The sequence below is a fragment of the Synechococcus sp. CBW1006 genome (genome assembly GCF_015840525.1).
Classification (GTDB): domain Bacteria; phylum Cyanobacteriota; class Cyanobacteriia; order PCC-6307; family Cyanobiaceae; genus CBW1002.
Genome location: NZ_CP060396.1, coordinates 2,202,834 through 2,222,757, shown reverse-complemented (window position 1 = coordinate 2,222,757; position 19,924 = coordinate 2,202,834). Strand labels below are relative to the sequence as shown.

At 65.2% G+C, this 19,924-nt stretch carries 20 protein-coding genes and 1 tRNA gene; 12 read left to right on the top strand and 9 right to left on the bottom strand.

Translation table 11 applies throughout. The features are described 5' to 3' along the window. The first annotated feature begins 62 nt into the window (after nucleotides 1-62). Nucleotides 63-1,199, top strand: a complete 1,137-nt coding sequence (locus tag H8F26_RS10690; RefSeq protein WP_197153730.1) for an IS5 family transposase — start codon at nucleotides 63-65, stop codon at nucleotides 1,197-1,199. A gap of 34 nt (nucleotides 1,200-1,233) precedes the next feature. Here H8F26_RS10690 and H8F26_RS10685 read toward each other — a convergent pair whose 3' ends face one another. Both H8F26_RS10685 and ychF read right to left on the bottom strand, forming a co-directional pair. Further along, entirely contained in the window at nucleotides 1,234-2,223 is a 990-nt protein-coding gene (locus H8F26_RS10685) for an IS5 family transposase (protein WP_231605135.1), read from the bottom strand. A 145-nt stretch (nucleotides 2,224-2,368) separates the two neighbouring features. Further along, nucleotides 2,369-3,460: a redox-regulated ATPase YchF gene (gene ychF / locus H8F26_RS10680; RefSeq protein WP_197153922.1), complete on the bottom strand. Its 1,092-nt coding sequence runs from the start codon at nucleotides 3,458-3,460 to the stop codon at nucleotides 2,369-2,371. Between the two features lie 193 nt (nucleotides 3,461-3,653). Here ychF and H8F26_RS10675 point away from each other — a divergent pair, with 193 nt between their 5' ends. Continuing rightward, nucleotides 3,654-4,793, top strand: a complete 1,140-nt coding sequence (locus H8F26_RS10675) for an efflux RND transporter periplasmic adaptor subunit (RefSeq protein WP_197159138.1) — start codon at nucleotides 3,654-3,656, stop codon at nucleotides 4,791-4,793. Between the two features lie 30 nt (nucleotides 4,794-4,823). Here H8F26_RS10675 and wecB read toward each other — a convergent pair whose 3' ends face one another. Next, nucleotides 4,824-5,951 (bottom strand): non-hydrolyzing UDP-N-acetylglucosamine 2-epimerase, encoded by a 1,128-nt coding sequence (gene wecB / locus H8F26_RS10670; protein ID WP_197153921.1) that lies wholly within the window; start codon nucleotides 5,949-5,951, stop codon nucleotides 4,824-4,826. 95 nt (nucleotides 5,952-6,046) lie between these two features. On the opposite strand from wecB, the gene H8F26_RS10665 reads away from it, so the two are divergent. Beyond that, on the top strand, nucleotides 6,047-7,315 hold the full coding sequence (locus tag H8F26_RS10665) for a type IV pilus twitching motility protein PilT (RefSeq protein WP_231597755.1): 1,269 nt from the start codon (nucleotides 6,047-6,049) through the stop codon (nucleotides 7,313-7,315). A gap of 96 nt (nucleotides 7,316-7,411) precedes the next feature. Here the strand turns inward: H8F26_RS10665 and H8F26_RS10660 are convergent, their stop codons facing one another. Both H8F26_RS10660 and tsaD read right to left on the bottom strand, forming a co-directional pair. Then, the gene (locus H8F26_RS10660; protein ID WP_197159136.1) at nucleotides 7,412-7,600 is read right to left on the bottom strand and encodes a chlorophyll a/b-binding protein; all 189 of its coding nucleotides are present in this window, start codon (nucleotides 7,598-7,600) and stop codon (nucleotides 7,412-7,414) included. 150 nt (nucleotides 7,601-7,750) lie between these two features. After that, entirely contained in the window at nucleotides 7,751-8,806 is a 1,056-nt protein-coding gene (gene tsaD / locus H8F26_RS10655) for a tRNA (adenosine(37)-N6)-threonylcarbamoyltransferase complex transferase subunit TsaD (protein WP_197153920.1), read from the bottom strand. 61 nt (nucleotides 8,807-8,867) lie between these two features. Here tsaD and H8F26_RS10650 point away from each other — a divergent pair, with 61 nt between their 5' ends. Both H8F26_RS10650 and psaJ read left to right on the top strand, forming a co-directional pair. Next, nucleotides 8,868-9,347, top strand: a complete 480-nt coding sequence (locus H8F26_RS10650) for a Photosystem I reaction center subunit III (protein WP_197153919.1) — start codon at nucleotides 8,868-8,870, stop codon at nucleotides 9,345-9,347. Nucleotides 9,348-9,430: 83 nt separating this feature from the next. Next, nucleotides 9,431-9,547 carry a photosystem I reaction center subunit IX gene (gene psaJ, locus H8F26_RS10645; RefSeq protein WP_185465876.1) on the top strand — a complete coding sequence of 39 codons (117 nt, stop codon included), beginning with the start codon at nucleotides 9,431-9,433 and terminating at the stop codon, nucleotides 9,545-9,547. A 387-nt stretch (nucleotides 9,548-9,934) separates the two neighbouring features. On the opposite strand, the gene gmk is transcribed toward psaJ, so the two are convergent. After that, nucleotides 9,935-10,513: a guanylate kinase gene (gene gmk, locus H8F26_RS10640; protein WP_197153918.1), complete on the bottom strand. Its 579-nt coding sequence runs from the start codon at nucleotides 10,511-10,513 to the stop codon at nucleotides 9,935-9,937. 61 nt (nucleotides 10,514-10,574) lie between these two features. On the opposite strand from gmk, the gene H8F26_RS10635 reads away from it, so the two are divergent. Both H8F26_RS10635 and tatC read left to right on the top strand, forming a co-directional pair. Next, nucleotides 10,575-12,443, top strand: coding sequence for an NFACT family protein (locus H8F26_RS10635; RefSeq protein WP_197153917.1), 1,869 nt, complete (start codon nucleotides 10,575-10,577; stop codon nucleotides 12,441-12,443). 116 nt (nucleotides 12,444-12,559) lie between these two features. Further along, on the top strand, nucleotides 12,560-13,342 hold the full coding sequence (gene tatC / locus H8F26_RS10630; protein ID WP_231598273.1) for a twin-arginine translocase subunit TatC: 783 nt from the start codon (nucleotides 12,560-12,562) through the stop codon (nucleotides 13,340-13,342). Between the two features lie 78 nt (nucleotides 13,343-13,420). On the opposite strand, the gene H8F26_RS10625 is transcribed toward tatC, so the two are convergent. Beyond that, a complete protein-coding gene (locus tag H8F26_RS10625) occupies nucleotides 13,421-13,768 on the bottom strand; it encodes a DUF3067 family protein (RefSeq protein WP_231597754.1) in 348 nt (115 codons plus the stop codon). 133 nt (nucleotides 13,769-13,901) lie between these two features. Here H8F26_RS10625 and petC point away from each other — a divergent pair, with 133 nt between their 5' ends. Genes petC through cobM form a run of 4 tightly spaced genes read left to right on the top strand, consistent with a single transcriptional unit; the run spans nucleotide 13,902 to nucleotide 17,036 of the window. Next, nucleotides 13,902-14,438 carry a cytochrome b6-f complex iron-sulfur subunit gene (petC, locus tag H8F26_RS10620; RefSeq protein ID WP_197153915.1) on the top strand — a complete coding sequence of 179 codons (537 nt, stop codon included), beginning with the start codon at nucleotides 13,902-13,904 and terminating at the stop codon, nucleotides 14,436-14,438. Between the two features lie 44 nt (nucleotides 14,439-14,482). Continuing rightward, nucleotides 14,483-15,415 carry a cytochrome f gene (petA, locus tag H8F26_RS10615; RefSeq protein WP_197153914.1) on the top strand — a complete coding sequence of 311 codons (933 nt, stop codon included), beginning with the start codon at nucleotides 14,483-14,485 and terminating at the stop codon, nucleotides 15,413-15,415. An 11-nt stretch (nucleotides 15,416-15,426) separates the two neighbouring features. Beyond that, nucleotides 15,427-16,275: a prolipoprotein diacylglyceryl transferase gene (lgt, locus tag H8F26_RS10610; protein WP_197159134.1), complete on the top strand. Its 849-nt coding sequence runs from the start codon at nucleotides 15,427-15,429 to the stop codon at nucleotides 16,273-16,275. Continuing rightward, on the top strand, nucleotides 16,272-17,036 hold the full coding sequence (cobM, locus tag H8F26_RS10605; protein ID WP_197153913.1) for a precorrin-4 C(11)-methyltransferase: 765 nt from the start codon (nucleotides 16,272-16,274) through the stop codon (nucleotides 17,034-17,036). Before lgt ends, cobM begins: the two co-directional genes overlap by 4 nt. Before the next feature lie 4 nt (nucleotides 17,037-17,040). Here the strand turns inward: cobM and H8F26_RS10600 are convergent, their stop codons facing one another. Continuing rightward, nucleotides 17,041-18,567 (bottom strand): FAD-dependent oxidoreductase, encoded by a 1,527-nt coding sequence (locus tag H8F26_RS10600; protein WP_231597753.1) that lies wholly within the window; start codon nucleotides 18,565-18,567, stop codon nucleotides 17,041-17,043. Between the two features lie 165 nt (nucleotides 18,568-18,732). Here H8F26_RS10600 and H8F26_RS10595 point away from each other — a divergent pair. After that, nucleotides 18,733-18,804 (top strand) — tRNA-Val (locus H8F26_RS10595). A 118-nt stretch (nucleotides 18,805-18,922) separates the two neighbouring features. On the opposite strand, the gene hypE is transcribed toward H8F26_RS10595, so the two are convergent. Beyond that, on the bottom strand, nucleotides 18,923-19,924 hold the full coding sequence (hypE, locus tag H8F26_RS10590) for a hydrogenase expression/formation protein HypE (protein ID WP_197153912.1): 1,002 nt from the start codon (nucleotides 19,922-19,924) through the stop codon (nucleotides 18,923-18,925).

Sequence of the window (19,924 nt, the reverse complement as noted above, 5' to 3'; positions counted from 1 at the left end):
TCTAAGAGTTTGCTGAAAAACCCCGCCGCCTCTGCGAAAATAGGGCAACTGCCCCAGGTTTGATGCGAGGTCAGCAGGAGCGCAGCGGCTCCTTGTTCTCCTACGTCTCGATCGAGGAGCGGATCCCGACCAGCCATCCACTCAGGCGGATTCGCAAGCTGGCGGATCAGGCCCTCGATCGACTCAATCCCACCTTCTGCAGGTTGTATGCCTCAGAAGGGAGACCATCGGTGCCGCCAGAGCAGCTGCTGCTGGCCTCGTTGTTGCAGGCGTTCTACGGCATCCGCTCCGAGAGGCTGCTGCTGGAGCAGGTCCACTACAACCTGCTGTTCCGCTGGTTTGTGGGCTTGAGCCCTGACGATGCGATCTGGCATCCGACCACATTCACCAAGAATCGTGATCGGCTCCTCACTGACGACGTCATGGGGCTGTTCCTGGAGAAGCTGATGGGAGCACCCGAGGTCAAACCGCTGCTCAGTGACGAGCACTTTTCGGTGGACGGCACGTTGCTCCAGGCCTGGGCGTCACACGCTTCCTTGGAGCGGATCGATGGCCAGGAGGATCCTCCGCCTCCGCCCACAGGTCCTGGCGAAGGATTCGGTGCTCCCAAAGAGGGAAAGAAGCGCGCCAAAGGGGACTTTCGCGGCATCAAGCTCAGCAACGAGACCCACCGCTCCAGCACCGATCCTGAGGCACGGCTGGCCCGGAAATCGAATGCCCATCCAGCGCAGCTGAGCTATCGGGGCCATGTCCTCATGGACAACCGCCACGACCTGATCGTCGATTGCCGCGTCACCCAGGCCACGGGCACCGGTGAGCGGGATGCCGCCAAAGAGATGGCAGCAGACCTCACCGGTGCCCACCAGAAGACCGTCGGCGCCGACAAGAACTACGACACCAAAGGGTTTGTCGCTGAGATGCGGCGGATCGGTGTCACGCCCCACGTGGCCCAGAACACGGCCCGCAGCGGTGGCTCAGCCATTGATGGCCGCACCACCCGTCACGTGGGCTACTCCAAATCGATCAACGCCCGCCGGGGGATCGAAAAGGTGTTTGGTTGGATCAAGGCGTTCGGAGGGCTGCGCCAGTTCAAACTGCGCGGTACCGAGAAGGTCGGCGCCGTGTTTGGCCTGCATGTGATCGCCTACAACCTGATCCGCCTGGGCAACCTGCTCAAGCCCGCGATGGAGGCGGCATGAACAGCCCGTTGTCCAGAGGTGTGCCCAATAGGCCTCAACCAATGCCTTGCAGAGAGGCCAACGATGCCGAAATCGGGCTGTTTGCGGCTCTGATAGCCGCCGATCCGTCTTTTTGAGCCGGAAATCCACTGATGCCTGTGGAAAACTGGCTCGTGGGTTGGTTTTTCAGCAAACTCTTAAGGTCCTTGGCGGCGGCGCTGAGCGGGTGATTGCGAGCGCCCTTATCGTGGATCAAGCTTTCGAAGCGCCCCAAGCTCAGCAGATCTTCAAAGCACTCACCTGAATAAGCTGAGTCTGCCCAGACATAATCATGCTCATTCTCCGGATCCAGCAGCCGTGGAAGCATCTGACTGTCATGAATATTGGCAGGTGTAATAGCATATCGGCGGATAAAGCCATGGTCGACGTCAATGCAGATGCTGTTCTTGTAACCGAAGTAGTTGATGCCGTTCTTTTTAACCCAGCGAGCGTCTAGATCCTTCTGCCGCAGGCGATCTGGGTTTTCTTCCCAGCCTTCCGGCAGCCTACCAGCTTTGATTTCCTTGTTCTCGTCACGGGTGTTGCGCTGTTTGGGAACAGGTACGAGAGTCGCATCAATAATCTGACCACCACGGGCTTGGAGTCCCTGTGAGCGGAGGTATGCCTCGAACATCTCGAAGAGCTCCTCAATCACTCCTGCTTTGCGCAGCCTCTCCCTGAACAAGGCGACTGTGGTTGCGTCAGGAATGTTGTTCATCACACCCAGTCCCACAAACTCCTCAAAGGAACGCCTGTCATTCACCTGGAACTCAAGCTCGTCATCGCTGAGGTTAAATAGCTGCTGGAGAACAAGCATCTTGAAAAGGATCAGCGGATCAATCCGCTTACGCCCTGCATTGCTCTTGCGATCCTGCGCGTATCCTTGGTCAAGTATCGGCTGGAATTTATCCCATGGGATCGAATCAGACAGCCGCTTGAGAACCGGCTTCTTCTCCTGGAGCTTTGCGACCCTTTGCTGTTCGTCCCAAAAACCTCTTTGGCCCACCGCTGGCATACAGTCTGACTTCCTGATTCTATCGCTATTTAATCGTAATCAACCAGCTTGCTGATTTTTCGAGGTGCCCTTATGTGCTTTGCATAGATTTTCGCATGCCCGCATCTTTTTCGTCGCATTTTTAACTTCGATATCGTCAGACATTGAACAAGAATTCCATGACATCACCTTCGGCGACTTCGTACTCCTTGCCTTCGCTGCGAAGCCAGCCACGATTGCGCGCCTCCACCAGGGAACCTGCCTCCAGAAGCTGGCTGTAGCCGATCGTCTGGGCGCGGATGAAGCCCCGCTCAAAATCGGTGTGGATCACTCCCGCGGCCTGTGGCGCCGTCATGCCGGCCGTGATCGTCCAGGCGCGGGTCTCCTTTTCACCCGTGGTGAAGTACGTGCGCAATCCGAGCAAGGAATAGGTGGCGCGGATCAGGCTTTGCAGCCCACCTTCCTCCGCCCCAAGACCGGCCAGGAACTCAGCTCGCTCCTCCTCAGGCAGCTCGATCAGCTCGGCCTCCACCTGGGCGGAAATGCGCACGGTCTCGGCGCCCTCCTGAGCAGCAACGGCCTTCACTTCGTCGACGAAGGCATTGCCGGAGGCGAGGTCGTCCTCGCTCACATTGGTGGCGTAGATGATCGGCTTGGCGGTGAGCAGGCCCAGGGGCTTGATCAGCAGGGCCTCCTCTTCGCTGATCTCCACCGTGCGGGCCGCTCCGCCCTGCTCCAGCACGGCCTGGATGCGGGCAAGAGCTCCGTCCTCGAGCTGCGCTTCCTTGTTGGTACGGGTCTGCTTCTTGAGCCGCTCGCGCCGCTTCTCCACCTGGGCCAGATCGGCCAGCCCCAGCTCGAGGTTGATCACCTCGGCATCACGGGCAGGGCCTACCGAACCGGAGACGTGAATCACATCGTCGTTCTCGAAGCAGCGCACCACGTGGACGATCGCATCGACTTCGCGGATGTTGGCCAGGAATTTGTTGCCCAGTCCCTCCCCCTGGCTGGCCCCCTTGACCAGGCCGGCGATGTCGACGAACTCAACACGGGTCGGGATGATCTCCTTACTGCCGCTCACCGCTGACAGCTGCTCCAGTCGAGGATCCGGCACCGCAACCACGCCCGAATTGGGTTCGATCGTGCAGAAGGGGTAGTTGGCGGCCTCGGCCTTGGCGTTGGCCACGAGGGCGTTGAAGAGGGTTGACTTGCCCACGTTGGGCAGTCCCACAATTCCGGCTTTGAGCATGGTCCGAATCTAATCGCTGCCAGCCAGGCGCCAGTCGGATCCAGAGCTGCGGGGGAGATCCGTCCCGGTGAACAACCCCAATCACGCCGCGGACCCGAAAGACTGGGGCACAGTCGGAACCAGGCCCATTCCCGTCCTCGCCCCCCTGCGGCCGCGTCGCCGGCCCGAACCCGCCCCCACCGGACATCCCAACATCGACGGGCTCACCGGGAGCCCGTCAGTCAAGCCCCTCTGGCGACGGCGACGTCTCTGGGCCGGCACCCTGGCAGTGCTGGTCGGTCTGAGCGGCACGGCGGTCTGGTTGCGTCAGTCGGGCCAGAAGGGCCGCAATCTCGATCCATACACCGTGCTGGCCCGCCAGGGCTCCCTTCCCAGTGTGGTGAGCGCCAGCGGCGAACTGGATGCGGTCAGGCGGGTGAACGTGAGCCCGAAGCGGCAGGGGCTGCTGCAGGAGCTCTACGTCGAGGAGGGCGACCGGGTGCGGCAAGGCCAGGCTCTCGCCCTGATGGACTCGGGTGATCTCAATGAACGCCTGAAGGAACTGCAGGCCAATCTGAGCTCGGCCGAGGCCCAGCTGGCCCGCACCCGCAGTGAATGGGAGCGCCGCCGCCAGCTGTTCGCCAGCCAGGCGATCAGCGCTGACGACTATCAGCGGGCCCTGGGGGCCTTTCACGTGGATGAGGCCAACGTGGCGGCGGCTCGTCAGCGGCTGGAGCAGCGTCAGGTGGAACGGGATGAGCTGATCGTGCGGGCCCCCTTCGATGGGGTGATCACCCAGCGGTTCGCTGACCCTGGCGCCTTCGTGACACCCACCACCACAGCGTCGGCCACGGCCGGTGCCACCAGTTCCTCGGTGGTGGAGCTGGCCCAGGGGCTGGAGGTGCTGGCCAAGGTGCCCGAGAATGACATCGGTCGGCTACGGGTGGGCCAGATGGCCAGCGTGCGGGTGGATGCCTTCCCCGATCAGCGCTTTGCGGCCCGGGTGCGGCGCATCGCGCCGCGTGCGATCAAACTCAACAATGTCACCTCCTTTGAGGTGAAACTGCAGCTGATCGATCCGCCGCCGGAGCTGCGCATCGGCATGACCGCCGACATTGATTTTCAGGCCGGTCAGCTGCGCTCCGAGACCCTGGTGCCCACCGTGGCGGTGGTGACCGAAGCAGGCAAACCTGGTGTGCTCAGGGTCGGCCCCGAGCGCGAGCCCACCTTCCAGGCCGTGGAGCTCGGATCCAGCAGCGGCAAGGACACCCAGATCATCACAGGCCTCAAGCCTGGTGAACGGGTGTTCATCGATCTTCCTCCCTGGGCCAGCAAGCGTCCGCAGACGGACTGAGTGAGGGTGGACGGACGGACAGCAGGCCAACTAGGGACAGGCCGACTGAGCGTCCCCGCCATTGAGAAAACTGCGAGCGGCCTCCAGGATGCGTCCGCTGGCCTGCCCATCGCCGAAGGGGTTGTGGGCCTGGGCCATGACCGCGTAGGCCGCGGGATCCTCCAGCAGGCGACTGGCCTCCCGCAGGATGTCGCCCCTGTTGGTGCCGATCAGACGGGCCGTGCCGGCCTCCACCGCTTCGGGACGCTCGGTGGTGCGGCGCAGCACCAGCACCGGCTTGCCGAGGGCTGGAGCCTCCTCCTGGAGGCCGCCCGAATCGGTCAGCAGCAGCGCGCAGCCCCGCATCGCCGCCACCAACCTGTCGTAGTCGAGCGGTTCGGTGAGGAAGGCGCGGGGATGGTCGCCCAGCAGGGCCTGCAGGGGCTCCCGCACGGTGGGGTTGCGATGCAGCGGCAGCAGCAGGGCTGTGTCGGGAAAACGCTCCAGAAGATCGAGAAAACCCTGGCCGATCTGCTGCAGCCGTTCGCCCCAGTTCTCGCGACGGTGCACCGTGGCCAGGAGCACCCGCTGCCTGCTCCAGTCGAGGCCGGGCAGATCCCAGTCCGGGGCCGTCTCCGCCATCAGCAGCAGAGCATCGATCACCGTGTTGCCGGTGGTGAGAATGTCGCCCACCACGCCGGAGGCGCGCAGATTGCTGGCCGATTGCGCCGTCGGCGCGAAGTGAAGCTGGGCGAGCTGGGAGATCAGCCGGCGATTGGCCTCCTCAGGGAAGGGGTCAAGCAGGTTGTCGGTGCGCAGGCCTGCTTCCACATGCCCAACGGGGATCTGGCCATAGAAGGCCGCCAGGGCTGAGGAGAAGGCCGTGGTGGTGTCGCCCTGGACCAGCACCAGATCAGGGCGGTGCTCGGTGAATTCCTGTTCCAGGCCCTGGAGGGCGGCGCAGGTCACGTGGGTGAGGGTCTGCTTGGGAGCCATCAGTGCCAGATCGTGATCGGCCTGCAGGCCGAACAGCTCCATCACCTGGCTCACCATCTCGCGGTGCTGTCCGGTGAGCACCACGCGGGTGGTCAGGTCCGGGGCCTGCTGAAAGGCACGGATCACCGGGGCCAGTTTGATCGCCTCCGGCCTGGTGCCCAGCACGATCGTGACCAGTGGCATCCCGCCCCCCAGCAGCAATGCCCGGATCCTAGGGATGGTGGCCTCCCGGCCCGATAGGGGCGAAGCTGGTTGTACCCGACCCGTTCCGCTCCGGCATGGCCCAGGCCGACTCTCCTTTTCCGCCTTCGCCCTTCCCCCCGACCGGAACCTCGGCTCTGCCCTCCCCTTTTCCCGGTCCCGCCCAGCCACCACCCCCTGCTTCGCCTGGTCCGGGGCTGCAACCACCGCCGCCGCCACCATTCGCCCAGCCTGTCTCCACCCCTGTTGCATCGGTTGGACAGGAGGCTGGTGGGTACGGAAGCCAACCGGCCACCCTCGAGGACATCGTGCGCCTGGCCCACGAGCGGAACCATTCAGATGTCCACCTGGGCGTCGGCGAAGAACCGCGCTATCGGGCCCGCGGAGAGATGGCGCGCACCGGTTGGCCGGTCACCGACGCCGCGACGTTCCAACGATGGCTGCGCGAGATGCTGACGCCGGCTGAGATCGATTCCTTTCAGCGGGACAAGGAATTCGATGGAAGTTTTGCTTTCCCCTTTGCGCGAGTCCGCATCAACGTGCTCGATTCGTTGCGGGGGCCGGGGATGGTGTTGCGGTTGATTCCTCAGAAGATCGCGACCCTGGAGGACCTACACCTGCCCCCTGTACTCAAGAAGCTTTCTGCCCTTCCCAAGGGCATGATCCTGGTGACCGGTCCGACTGGCTCCGGTAAGAGCACCACTCTGGCGGCGATGATCGACTGGATCAACCGCAACATGACCCGCCACATCATCACGATTGAAGATCCGGTTGAATTCGTGCATGAAAGTCGAGAGTCCCTAATCCGCCACAGGGAAGTTGGCCAACACACCAAGCACTTTCACAATGCCCTGCGTGCCGCTATGCGGGAAGATCCGGACGTGATCCTGATCGGTGAAATCCGTGACCAGGAAACCCTGGCCACGGCGATCGAAGCGTCCCAGACGGGTCACCTGGTGTTTGGAACTCTGCATACCAACTCTGCTGTGAAGACCGTGGAGCGGGTGCTGGGGATGTATCCCCCTCAGGAGCAGGATGCGGTGCGGCGGGCGGTGTCCGAAACCTTGCTGGGGGTGATCGCCCAGGGCCTGATCAAGACCACGGACGGCAAGAGGGTTGCGTTTCACGATATTTTAATCAACACAGATGCTTGCAAGGATTACATTCAGCGAGGCGAACTCGGCGAGATTGAAGACATCATGAATCGCAGCAGTTTCGAGGGCATGGTAACCGCCAATCAAAGCCTGATCAAGCTGGTAGAAGATGGTCGCGTGGAGGGCGTTGATGCATTGGCCGTCAGCCTCAGGCCAAACGAGCTTGCTCAGGCCCTGCGTGGAAGGACATGATGCGCTGAAGGGATCAATCCGCCTGCCTGAATCGGTGGAAATTCAGTCAAAGTCCTGACAGGATCAGGCTCAGTTCGTTGTAAGGAAAGGCACCGATCAATGCCCAGCCGCCAGGCGTGCGATCAGAAGAACCGAGAGCCCAACGGATAGTCCCAGCATCGCCAGTCGGCCGTTCCAGATTTCCGCCTGGGGCGTAAAGCCTCGTCGCCAAGCGTTGAGCTCCTCCGGTCCAACCGGCTCAATCACGGTCTCAGACTCAACCCCGCCCGGAAGGGAAGCCTCCATCGGCGTCACAGCAACCTGACCTGAATCGCCCTCCACTGAACCTGCGGGCACCTGATCCGCCTGAACAGGATCGGTCGTGCCCACAACCTGGCCCTCCTCAACCGGCGCCATGACGACCAGTCCTCAGCGAATCATTCCACCCTAGGGCGATCAGAAACAAGCTGTTGCCTCATACAGGCGCTCCGCCTGCACCAGCGGCAACCGCGGCGCCACCCCCAGATCCATGGGGCTGCGGCAGCCCTGCGAGAATCTCTGGGCCGCCGCCACCCCCACCATGGCGGCATTGTCGGTGCAGAATGCCAGCGGCGCCAGACGCCATTGCAGATCGGCCTCGGCGCAGCTCTGCTCCATCCGTTGCCGCAGGCGGCGGTTCGCCGCCACACCGCCTACCAGCACGATCGTGGCCAGGCCCTGATCGCGGGCACAGCGGCAGCTGCGGTCCACCAGCACGTCCGCCACCACCTGCTCAAAGCTCGCCGCCAGATCTGCCACGGGCAGCGGCTCACCCGAGGCCTCGAGCGACCTCACGAGGCGCAGCATGGCTGTCTTCAGGCCGCTGAAGCTGAAGTCATAGGGGTAGAAGCCTCCCTCCGGCCTCGACACCCGCCCTTTGGGCAGGGCAAAACGATGGGGATCGCCCGCTTCGGCAGCGGCCTGAATGGCGGGTCCTCCGGGGTAGGCCAATCCGAGCAGGCGAGCCACCTTGTCGAAGGCCTCGCCGGCGGCGTCGTCATGGCTGCGGCCCAGGGGTTGATAGCGCCCGGGACCCTCGACCCGGATCAGTTCGGTGTGGCCACCACTCACCAGCAGCACCAGATGGGGCCCCGGCGTCAGCGGAGATCCGAGCTGCACCGAGCAGAGGTGCGCCTCAAGGTGATGCATGCCCAGAAACGGCAATCCATGCAGGCGGGCCAGGGTGCGGCCCGTGACCGATCCCACCAGTAGGGCTCCCACCAGGCCCGGCGCCACCGTGGCGGCGACCGCATCCAGCTGAGGGAGCGCCACACTGCTCTCGGACAGCACGGTGGCGATCAGCTGGGGCAGCGCCTCCACATGCCGTCGCGAGGCGATTTCAGGCACCACGCCGCCGAAGCGCGCATGTTCCTCAACCTGAGAAGCCACGGCATGGGCCAGAACGGTGCGATCCCGCACAATCGCCGCTGCCGACTCGTCACAACTTGTTTCGAGGGCAAGAATCGTGGCCATGGACTCTGGGGGCCGCTCCTACTGTCCGGTCGTGACATCCTGCCCTGCGGCCGAACTCCCTATGCGCCGTCTATTCGCCGTCGTTCTTTCCGCCTTTCTCATCTTTGGCTTCGCTCCGTCCGCCAGGGCTGATGTAGCCGGTTTGACCCCCTGTGCCGAGAGCCCGCGGTTCCAGCAGCGGGCCGGCGCCGCCCAGACCGAGCAGGCCAAAGCTCGCTTTGCGATGTACAGCAAGGCCGTCTGCGGCACCGATGGTCTGCCCCACCTGATTGTGGATGGCCGCTGGAGCCACGCCGGAGACTTCATGATCCCTGGAATCGCCTTCCTGTATATCGCCGGTTGCATCGGCTGGGCTGGGCGCTCCTACCTGCAGGCCATCCGTGGCACCAAGGACGCCACCACCAAGGAAATCCAGATTGATCTCTCCCTGGCCCTGAAGAGCACCCTGGCAGCCGCCAGCTGGCCGATTGCCGCTTTTGGTGAATTCACCAGCGGCAAACTGCTCGAGTCCGACAACAAGGTCACCGTGTCGCCCCGCTGAAGGCAACGGGCTGTTGATTGTCACAGCCTTTCCATCGCGGCAGGCTGATGTCCTGCTCCCTAACCGCTTCACCCTTCTCTGACATGAAGAAATTCCTGACCACCGCTCCGGTGTTCGCGGCCATCTGGTTCACGATCACCGCCGGCATCATGATTGAGTTCAATCGCTTCTTCCCTGATCTGCTGTTCCACCCCCTCTGAAAACAGATTGATTTCAGAGGTTCAGGGAAGCTGTTCCTTCAGGGCTTCATCGATATCCCTTGAACCGCCATCACTGATTCTTTGCTCAGACTTGTCTAGTCTTGGCGGCCCCTTTTGGGGCCGCTTTTTTGCTGTCATGCACGGCATTCTTGCCCCGGAGCCTGCTGGGCTGGCGAGGTTCTTTGCCTGCAGCTTGTGATACTGCCTGGCTGCCATCAGGTCCGGATAATGGGAGCAACGCTCTTATCAATGGCATGGTTTCGGCTGAGTCGATTCAGTGTTGATGCTGGGATCACCATGCTTTTTTACCCAGGGAGATCGATCAGGCAGACCGGATCAATCCGACAGATCGGGCATCGGGCCGATCAGCTCACGCCTCAGTACACGTCAGCTCTTGCTGGTGCCCAGATCCATGAGCTGTTCCAATTCCGCCAGCGCCACCTCAAGATCACCGTTCACCAGGCAGGCATCGAACTCGGCGGCGGCGGCCAGTTCCACCCTGGCGCGCTCCAGGCGCTTCGCGATGGCGGATTCGCTGTCGGTCCCGCGTCCGCGAATCCGCCGCTCCAGCTCTTCAAAAGAGGGAGGCTTGATCAACAGCTGCTGGCCGGCCGGGAAGGAGTGACGCACTTGCCGGGCCCCTTCCAGTTCGATCTCCAGCAGGACCGGCCGTCCTTCGGCGATATGCTGCTCCACCGGCTGCCGCGGGGTGCCATAAAGGTTGCCGGCGAACTCGGCCCATTCGAGGAAGCCGCCACCGGCCACCTGCGCCTCGAAGGCCTCACGGCTGAGAAAGAAGTAGTGCACGCCGTCGACCTCACCGGCCCGGGGCTGGCGTGTGGTGGCCGAGATCGACAGCCAGATGCGTGGCTGGCGCTGCAGCAGGCGGCTCACCAGTGTGCCCTTGCCCACGCCGCTGGGACCGGTGATCACGGTGAGCCGGGCGGACGACGCGGCGCGGGCCATGGAAGTGACACTGCTGCGCAGCAGAGTAAGCAGCCTCGGCTGTGAACCTCTGCCAGCGGTGATGGTGTCAACCCAACCCCTCCAGCCTCTGGATGTGACCAGCCTGCGGGCGGTGCTGGGGGAGCTGCGGGCTGCTGTGGTGCCGAGCCGCTTTGAAAAGGCGCAGCAGAGCGCCTCCCACACGGTGCAACTGGGGCTGCGCAGCCTCGACGGCATGCGCTGGCTGGAGATCAGCTGGATGGCGGAAGCCCCTCGGCTGCTGGCGATCCCGGCACCGCGCCGTCAGGGTGATGGCAGCACCCTGGCTCAGCAGCTGCAGCATGGCCTGAAGGGGCTGGCCCTGGTGGAGCTGGCACAGGACGGCTGGGAGCGCGTCGTGCACCTGCGTTTCGCGGCCCGTCCGGGCGAGCCTCCCCAACGGCAGCTGGTGGTGGAACTGATGGGGCGCCACAGCAACATCTTTCTGCTCGACGCTGAGGAGCGGGTGATGGCCCTGGGCCATCAGGTGCGGCAGGGACAGTCGCGACTGCGGCCGATCGGCAACGGCGATCCCTACCAGCCGCCGCCGCCCCTGGGCGGCGATCGCCCCGATCCGGCCGAACCGTTCGAGAGCTGGCAGCGGCGCCTGAGTCTGCTGCCCCTGCCCCTGGAACGGGCGCTGCGGGAGAGCTATCAGGGCATCAGCCCGGCCCTGGCCCGTCAGCTGGCAGGGGAGTCCGCGGAGCAGAGCGCCGCCTGGTTGGCACGGTCTGTAGACACCCTGGATGCGGCCGGTTGGTCACGGTTGTGGCAGCGGTGGTGCGCCTGGCTGAGGGCGGTGAAGGATCAGCGCTTCTGTTTCGATACAGCTGGCCCCACGGCCTACCGCTGCTGGCGGGTTGATCCGGCTGCGGCAGATCCTGCTGGGCAGGAACCGTCCGGAGAGAATCCCGCTCTGGCGGAGCCTGGGGATGGCCCGGCGCAGGCCGGCGACAGCCTCCCCATCAACACGGCCCTGGCTGGCTACTACGGCACCCTGCTGGCGGCGCGGGAGCTGCAGCGTCGGCAGCACCAGCTCGCCCAGCAGCTGCAGGCCGCAACCGAGCGTGAACAGCGGCAGCTGCACCAGCAGGAGGCGTTGGTGGAGGCGGCTGGCGGTAGTGAAGCCCTGCAGAGCCAGGCGGACGCCTTGCTCAGTCAGTTCGCCCTGTCCCGCGAGCAGATCGACGAGGCCCAGGCGCTCTACCGGCGGGCCCGCAAGCTGCGGCGCTCGCTGGCGGCAATCACACCGCGGCTGGAGCGGCACCGCCAGCGGCTTGCCTGGCTGGAGCACAGCCGCACCTTCCTCGATCAGGCCGATGGCGTCGAGCAGCTGGAGGCCCTGGCCGAGGAGCTGCGGGAAGGCCCAGGAGGACCGGAGGGAACGGACAGTCCCAGGGGCGCAGCCCTGGCGCCGCAGCCCCAGCGGCGCGCCCATCGCCGGGCGATGGCCAGGGCCATGGCCCCAGAGCCCCTGCAGGGCGCCACGGCGGCCGGCCTGATCGTGCAGGTGGGCCGCAACCATCGCCAGAACGAATGGATCAGCCTGCGCCAGGCGCGTCGCGGTGATCTCTGGTTCCACGCCCAGGAATGTCCCGGCAGCCACGTGGTTCTGAAGGCATCCCAGGCGGTCGCCGGCGACGACGACCTCCAGGCGGCGGCGGATCTGGCGGCCCATTTCAGCCGCGCCCGCGGCAACCGCCGCGTGCCGGTGGTGATGGTGCCCACCGAGGAGCTGCAGCGCATCCCCGGGGCTGGACCGGGGACGGTGCGCCATCGCGGCGGCGCACTGCTCTGGGGCGAGCCCGCCCGGGCGGCCGCCTGGCTCGCGCAGCGGGCAGCGGACAGCGACGCCCCAGAGGGCGAGCCCACGGCCGATCCCCCTAGCCTGGCTCGGGAGCCTGGACCATGAGCGACACCGACACCCCCACCACGGCACCGGAAACACCCTCCGGTTCACCCGTTGGTACAGGACCACCAGCGCCGATTCGCATCCCTGCAGCGTCGAGCGCCCTCTCCGATCAGGGGATGGCCGACAGCGGTGCTGAGACCGGGTCTGTTGACGGGGCTGATGCCTTTCCAGGGGAAGTGGAGATGACCCTGATGGAGCATCTCGACGAGCTGCGCAACCGCGTTCTGCGCAGCCTGCTGGCGGTGGCGATTGCGGCGGCGGGCTGCCTGGTGGTGGTGCGTCCGTTGGTCAGGTTGCTGGAGGTTCCGGCGCAGGGCATCCGCTTCCTGCAGCTGGCGCCGGGAGAGTTTCTGTTCGTCTCCCTGAAGGTGGCGGGCTACGCCGGCCTCAGCCTGGCCCTTCCCTATGTGCTCTACGAGATTCTCGGGTTCGTGCTGCCTGGCCTGACCCGGCGGGAACGGCAACTGGTGGCCCCGGCGGTGGCGGGATCGGCGGTCTTGTTCGTCGCCGGTCTCGCCTTTGCCTGGTGGGCCCTGGTGCCAGCCGCACTGCGCTTCCTGGTGAACTACGGCGCGGATGTGGTCGAGCCGCTCTGGTCGATCGAGCGCTATCTGGACTTTGTCCTGTTGCTGATGGTGGCCACAGCCCTGGCCTTCCAGTTGCCGGTGCTGCAGCTGCTGCTGGGCGCCCTCGGCCTGATCCGGGCCAAGGTGATGCTGGCGGGCTGGCGCTGGGTGCTGCTGGTCGCGGCCATTGCCGGAGCCGTGCTGACGCCGTCCACGGATCCGTTCACAATGCTGCTGCTCAGCGGCGCGATCACAGCCCTCTACCTGGTCGGTGTGGCCCTGGTGGCCCTGGCTGAGCGGGTGCGGCCTGCCGCTCCGGCTGCAACTGGCTGAGGCCACGGGCCAGTGCCTCTGGATCGATTCCTCTGACTGCTGCCACGTGCCGCTGCCGCTGCAGCAACGGCTCATCGCTCAGAGCAGGAATTCGCTGGCCCGTGCGGGCGGGAGTTCCAGGGCCAGATGCATCGCCTTGCCGAGGCGGGGGCGATCGCCGGTGCTGCTGAGCCAGCTGCGAACCTGCTCGGCCACTCCCATGCCGTTCAGGGCGCCCACCAGCTCCTCGATCCGATCGGCATACTCCTCGGCGCTGAGCGGAAACGACTGCTGCTCGAGATAGGCCCACATCACCTGCAGGTAGAGACGGCCGCGTCGCTGCACCAGTTGGAGGTCGTAGGAGGCTTGCCAGCGGCGCCGCAGAATCCCCACCACTTCCTCAACGGAGAGGGGGCCTTGGCGGCCGGCGGCGCCGGATTCGGACACAGGTGCAGCGCGAACTCCACGACAGCATGTTGCAGCCAGCCTGGCCTGGCCCCCCCGGTGGCGGACGTGCCGGGCTGGGCAAGGTTCATAATGGGCGCCACGTTGCCTCGGTCCCGACGACCGTCAGCCCCGCATGACCCAGATGCCTGCGAGCGATGTGCCCGGAATGGGTCGTCGGCAGTTCATGAACCTGCTCACCTTCGGTTCGCTCACCGGGGTGGCTCTCGGGGCTCTCTATCCGGTGGTGAACTATTTCATCCCTCCCCGGGCCGCTGGCAGTGGTGGCGGCACCACGGCCAAGGATGAGCTCGGCAACACCGTGACGGCCACGGGCTGGCTGGACACCCACAAGGAGGGAGATCGAAGCCTGGTGCAAGGCCTCAAGGGCGATCCCACCTATCTGATCGTTGAAGGTGCCGACGCGATCGGCAGCTACGGCATCAACGCGATCTGCACCCACCTCGGCTGCGTGGTGCCCTGGAACAGCGGCGCCAATAAGTTCATGTGCCCCTGCCACGGCAGCCAGTACGACGCCACCGGCAAGGTGGTGCGCGGTCCGGCGCCCCTGTCCCTGGCCCTGGCGAACGTGTCGGTCGAGAACGACACCGTGTTCCTCAGCCAGTGGACCGACACCGATTTCCGCACGGGTGAGAAGCCCTGGTGGGTCTGAGCCGCATCCCTTTCCTCTCCGCCCGTCCAGCCGCCCTCTCTCCCATGCGCCGCCTCGTTTCTCTTCTGCTCGGCTCTGTCCTGGCCTGCGGTGTGCTCGTCAGCGCCGCAGCCCCCAGCTGGGCCTATCCCTTCTGGGCCCAGCAGAACTACGCCAGCCCCCGCGAAGCCACGGGCAAGCTGGTCTGTGCCAACTGCCATCTCGCCAAGAAGGCCACCCGGATTGAGGTGCCTCAGGCGGTGATGCCGGACACCGTCTTCAAGGCGGTGGTCGAGATCCCGTACGACACTGCAGTGCAGCAGGTCTCCGGTGATGGCAGCCCCGCCGGGCTCAACGTGGGTGCCGTGGTGATGCTGCCGGATGGTTTCACTCTGGCGCCTCAGGATCGTCTGACCGAGGAACTGAAGGAAGAAACGGCCGGCATTTACTACACCCAGTACAGCGACGACCAGCCCAACATCCTGCTGGTGGGTCCATTGCCTGGTGATCAGCATCAGGAGATCGTCTTCCCGATCCTCTCGCCCGATCCTGCTGCTGACAGCAGCATTCACTTCGGCAAGTATTCGATCCACGTGGGTGGCAATCGCGGTCGCGGCCAGGTCTATCCCACCGGTGAGAAGTCGAACAACACGGTCTATACGGCCTCCGTGGCTGGCCAGGTGAGCGCCATCACCCCGGCCGATGGTGGCGGCACTGTGGTGGAGATCACCACCGCCGATGGCACCACCGTGAGCGACACCGTGCCCGCCGGCCCCAGCCTGATCGTGGCGGTGGGTGATGCGGTCGAAGCTGGTGCCCCGATCTCCAACGACCCGAATGTGGGCGGCTTCGGTCAGATCGATACCGAGATCGTGCTGCAGGATCCCGTGCGCATCTATGGCCTGCTCGCCTTCTTCGCCTCAGTGGCCCTGGCCCAGATCATGCTGGTGCTGAAGAAGCGCCAGATTGAGAAGGTGCAGGCCGCCGAAGGCGTCTGATGCCCTTTGCCCTGTTCACGTCTCCTGGGCCCCTGGTCTTCCAGCTGGGCCCTTTTGCGCTGCGCTGGTATGGCCTGCTGATCGCCCTGGCGGTGCTGGTGGGCCTGCTGCTCTCCAGCCGGCTGGCCCGCAGACGCGGCATTGATCCCAGCCTCGTGGCCGACCTGCTGCCCCTGCTCGTGCTCGGGGCGGTGCTGGGGGCCCGCCTCTATTACGTGAGCCTGGAGTGGCGCCAGTTTCAGGACAACCCCCTGGAAGCCCTGGCGATCTGGCGTGGCGGCATCGCCATCCACGGTGCCCTGATCGGCGGTGTTCTCACCACGATCCTCTTCTGCCGCTGGCGAGCGCTGCCTTTCTGGAGCCTGCTCGATGTGCTGGTGCCTTCGGTGGCCCTGGGCCAGGCGATCGGACGCTGGGGCAACTTCTTCAATTCCGAAGCCTTCGGCCTGCCCACCGACCTTCCCTGGAAGCTCTACATCCCCCTGGCCCATCGTCCGGTGGAATTTCTGGAGCGCACCGGCTTTCATCCCACCTTTCTCTATGAATCCATCTGGAATCTGGGGGTCTGTGCGCTGCTGCTCCTGCTCTTCCGCAGCGGCAGCCGCGGTCGCATCGCCCTCCCGGCTGGCGCCCTGAGCTGCATCTACCTGATGGCCTACAGCAGCGGCCGCATCTGGATCGAAGGGCTGCGCCTCGATCCGCTCTGCCTGTTCTCTCAGCCCCCCTTCTGCAGCGGTGGTCTGCGCATGGCCCAGCTGATGAGCCTGCTGCTGATCGCTCTGGGCGGCCTCGGCCTCTGGTGGCTCTACGGTCGCCACAGATCCCTGCCCGATCCTTCCGGCGTGTCGTCCCAGCCATGAGTGAACATCCGGTGTGGATCGTCGGTGCCGGACCCGGTGCCCCTGATCTGCTCACCCTGCGGGCGGCCCGGCTGCTCGAGCAGGCCGACGTGCTGGTCTGGACCGATTCCCTGGTCAATCCCCAGATCGCGGCCCTGGCCCCCGCGACCTGCGAACGGATCCGGACCAGCACCCTCACGCTTGAAGAGGTGATGGAGGTGGTGCTCGATCGAGCCCGCCAGGGCCGACGGGTGGTTCGCCTCCACGATGGTGATCCCTGCCTCTATGGGGCCCTGGCCGAACAGATCTGTCGCCTCGCCGACGCCGACATCGGTGTGGAGGTGGTGCCTGGCCTCAGTGCCTACCAGGCCACTGCTTCGGCTCTTCAGAGCGAACTCACGATTCCGGGCCTGGTTCAGACGATCGTGCTCAGCCGCGCCGGTGGGCGCACGGGGGTGCCGGAGCGCGAGAGCCTGGAACGGCTCGCAGCACTGCGGGCCTCCCTCTGCCTTTATCTGAGTGCTCGCCATGTGGAGGAGGTGCAGGCGGAGCTGTTGCGCCACTATCCGGCCGACACCCCCGTGGCGATCGGCTATCGGGTGAGCTGGCCGGATCAGTGGCTCACGGTGGTGCCCCTGGAGCGCATGGCGGCCGTGAGCCGGGAGAAGGAGCTGATCCGCACCACCCTCTATGTGGTGAGTCCGGCCCTCAAGGCACCGGCCGAAGCGCGTTCGAAGCTCTATTCCGCCAGCCACAACCACCTGTTCCGCGGCGGCGCCTGAATCGTCAGCTGGCGATCGGCTGCTGGGGGGCGAGCTCGGCAACTCCTGCGGTGGCCTCGCCATACAACTCCTGGGCCAGTTGGTTGCGGACACAGCCGCAACCCAGCCGCGCCACGATCGCTTCGAGGTCGATGGCGGCATTGCCGAGGCAGCAGGTGCCACCCGGTGAGGGCGTCACGTTGAACACAAGCCCGGGGATCGGTTCGAGCCGCGCCTCACCGAGCATCAGGCGGCGCTCCTGCTTGTTGATCAGCTGGGGTCTGACGCCGCCATAGCCCTCGGCGAAGCTGAGATCCTGCAGCTGCATGCCCGGCACGATCTTGCGGGCATCGGCCAGGAACAGGCGCCGCCGCAGCCAGGGCACTTCGAAGAGCAGGTTCTTGAGGATGTAGTTGCGGATATCGGTGATCTTCAGCAGCTGCCAGAACACGGCCAGCACCGCCCAGTCGAGCCGCAGCACCTGCAGGAACTCCCAGAAGGAGGCGGGCTTGTAGCGCTCCAGCAGGGGCAGCAGCAGGGCCGTGGGGCCGAACCGGGTCTTGCCGGGTGCCCGCACGTCCGGGTCGCCGTGGATGGCGGCGAAGGGCAGTTTGTCGTTCTGCACGGTGTAGACCTTGCCGCGCAACAGATCCGGCGTGAAGTAAAAGCTGCCGGCCACCGGCAGACAGGAGTACTCGAGCCCGTAGCCCATGCGTTGCGCCATCAGCAGGCTGTGGGCCCCGGCATTCACCACCACATGCCGGGCCACGATCTCCTGCACCACCTCTGGATCCGCCACCTGGCGTGCCGATGCTGAGGCTGCTCCGGCCCCAGGCGTGACCCGCAGCCGAACCCGGAAGCCCTCCCCCTCCGGCTCGATCGCCTCCACCGTGGTGCCCAGGCGGAGATCGAGGCGGCGGTCGCTGCCGCTGACCGCCTGCTGAGCCTGCTGCACAAACGACTCGGAGAGCGCCTCGTAATCCACCGCCGTGTAGGTGCGGCGAATGCCGATCGCCCCCAGGGGCTCAGGCCTGAGCTGGCCGTTCACCCGGGCCACCTGGGGCTCCCATTCAGCGATCTGCTCCTTCTCCAGCCATTCCATGGCCGGGAAATGGGGCGCAAAACGCTCGAACCGCTCCCTCAGAAAAGAGCATTCCTGCTCCCCCACGCCAAGCACCATCTTCGGGGTGCGGAAGACGCAGCGCTCGCGCGTGGCCGGATCCAGCAGGTCGGCGTAGTGAACGATCATCTCGGCCGTGCGCTTCACCCGCACAGCCTTCTCGAGGGTGTAGTTGGTCTCGATGTCACCGCAGTGGATGGTCTGGCTGTTGTTGGTGGCGCGCGAATTCACCTGGGCCAGGCGGCCATAGCGTTCCACCAGGGTCACGTGGTTGAGATCGGTGTAGCGGGCCAGCTCGAACAGCAGCGCCGTGCCGCACACACCACCGCCCACGATCAGCACATCCGTGTGCGCTGCCCCCTGCTGACCCGTTCCCACCATTGCTGCCGGTTGTTCGATCAGTGCCTGGCCTCCATGGTCGCCGATCACCACGCAGGGGTGGGGCTTGCCCGGAACCGAAGCCTGGACGGGTTGTTCGGCCGCCGTGGCAGGACGGGTGATGGTTTAAGCTCCGTTCAAGGCAGCGGTTTCCGCAGCCGCCGGGATGATGGACCATCATTCGGTTGGCCTGAGTTCAGACTCAGAACCAGACAAAAAGGGCGATTAGCACAGCGGTAGCGCACTTCCTTCACACGGAAGGGGTCACTGGTTCGAATCCAGTATCGCCCATTTTATGGATTCACTCAGCATCCCTTGGCTGGTTGATTTCAGAATCAGCTGGCAGGTTTTCATGTCATTGGGCGACACTTTTTCAGTCCATTGTGCGGCACTTTCTCCGGCCGGGCGATCAGCAGATTCTGGGTAGCAGTTCTCCGCTCAGCGGTCTGAGCACGCGGCTGCTGCCGTAGGCGGTACGCAGCAGCACGGGGGCCTCCCCCCGCTCGGGCAGTACCGAGCCGATCCAGCCGCCGCCCCAGGTCTCCAGCAGGGGGGCCACCCGATCCATGCTCTCCGCAGGCACCACGGCCAGGAAGCGTCCCTCATTGGCCAGGTGCAGGGGCTCGAAGCCCAGCAGGTCGCAGCAGCGGGCCACCGGCTCGATCACCGGGAGCTGCTCCTCCTCGATCTGCAGCGTCAGCCCGGCCGCCAGCGCCAGCTCCTGCAGGGCGCTGGCCAGACCACCGCGAGTGAGATCCCGCAGGCAGTGGATCCCCACACCCCGCTGCAGCAGCTGCTGCACCAACGGCCAGAGGGGAGCGCAGTCGCTCAGCACCGGAGGATCGAGCTGCAGCCCATGGCGGGCGGCGAGGATCGCCACCCCGTGCCGGCCCAGATCCCCACTGACCAGCAGCTGATCCCCGGCGGCAATCCGGGAGGGATGGATTGCCTGCGGCGCCTCCACCACGCCGATGCCGCTGGTGTTGATGAACAGGCCGTCCGCCTTACCCCGCTCCACCACCTTGGTGTCGCCGGTCACGATCGTGAGGCCGCAGGCACGGGAGGCGGCCACCATCGAGCCCACGACACGCCGCAACAGGCTGAGTGGCAGCCCCTCTTCGAGAATCAATGCCACGCTCAGGTGCAGCGGACGGGCCCCGGCCATGGCGAGGTCGTTGGCGGTGCCGGTGATCGCCAGGGAGCCGATGTCGCCGCCGGGAAACTCCAGCGGCTGCACCACGTAGCTGTCGGTGGTGAAGGCGAGCTGCCCCGGGGGAAGGGTCAGGCTGGCGGCGTCGTGCAGCAGCTGCTGCGGATCGGCGTAGAGGCGCCGCAGCTCCTGGTCGATCAGCTGCTGCATCAGGGTGCCGCCACCCCCATGGGCCAGCCGGATCCGGGCGTTCTCCTCCAT

What these genes read in the sequence shown, in the direction of transcription:
- H8F26_RS10690 (WP_197153730.1), top strand. Translation starts at nt 63, where the DNA reads ATGCGAGGTCAGCAGGAGCGCAGCGGCTCCTTGTTCTCCTACGTCTCG.
- ychF (WP_197153922.1), bottom strand. Translation starts at nt 3,460, where the DNA reads ATGCTCAAAGCCGGAATTGTGGGACTGCCCAACGTGGGCAAGTCAACC.
- wecB (WP_197153921.1), bottom strand. Translation starts at nt 5,951, where the DNA reads ATGCCACTGGTCACGATCGTGCTGGGCACCAGGCCGGAGGCGATCAAA.
- H8F26_RS10665 (WP_231597755.1), top strand. Translation starts at nt 6,047, where the DNA reads ATGGCCCAGGCCGACTCTCCTTTTCCGCCTTCGCCCTTCCCCCCGACC.
- H8F26_RS10660 (WP_197159136.1), bottom strand. Translation starts at nt 7,600, where the DNA reads ATGGAGGCTTCCCTTCCGGGCGGGGTTGAGTCTGAGACCGTGATTGAG.
- tsaD (WP_197153920.1), bottom strand. Translation starts at nt 8,806, where the DNA reads ATGGCCACGATTCTTGCCCTCGAAACAAGTTGTGACGAGTCGGCAGCG.
- H8F26_RS10650 (WP_197153919.1), top strand. Translation starts at nt 8,868, where the DNA reads ATGCGCCGTCTATTCGCCGTCGTTCTTTCCGCCTTTCTCATCTTTGGC.
- psaJ (WP_185465876.1), top strand. Translation starts at nt 9,431, where the DNA reads ATGAAGAAATTCCTGACCACCGCTCCGGTGTTCGCGGCCATCTGGTTC.
- gmk (WP_197153918.1), bottom strand. Translation starts at nt 10,513, where the DNA reads ATGGCCCGCGCCGCGTCGTCCGCCCGGCTCACCGTGATCACCGGTCCC.
- H8F26_RS10635 (WP_197153917.1), top strand. Translation starts at nt 10,575, where the DNA reads ATGGTGTCAACCCAACCCCTCCAGCCTCTGGATGTGACCAGCCTGCGG.
- tatC (WP_231598273.1), top strand. Translation starts at nt 12,560, where the DNA reads ATGGCCGACAGCGGTGCTGAGACCGGGTCTGTTGACGGGGCTGATGCC.
- petC (WP_197153915.1), top strand. Translation starts at nt 13,902, where the DNA reads ATGACCCAGATGCCTGCGAGCGATGTGCCCGGAATGGGTCGTCGGCAG.
- petA (WP_197153914.1), top strand. Translation starts at nt 14,483, where the DNA reads ATGCGCCGCCTCGTTTCTCTTCTGCTCGGCTCTGTCCTGGCCTGCGGT.
- cobM (WP_197153913.1), top strand. Translation starts at nt 16,272, where the DNA reads ATGAGTGAACATCCGGTGTGGATCGTCGGTGCCGGACCCGGTGCCCCT.
- hypE (WP_197153912.1), bottom strand. Translation starts at nt 19,924, where the DNA reads ATGGAGGAGAACGCCCGGATCCGGCTGGCCCATGGGGGTGGCGGCACC.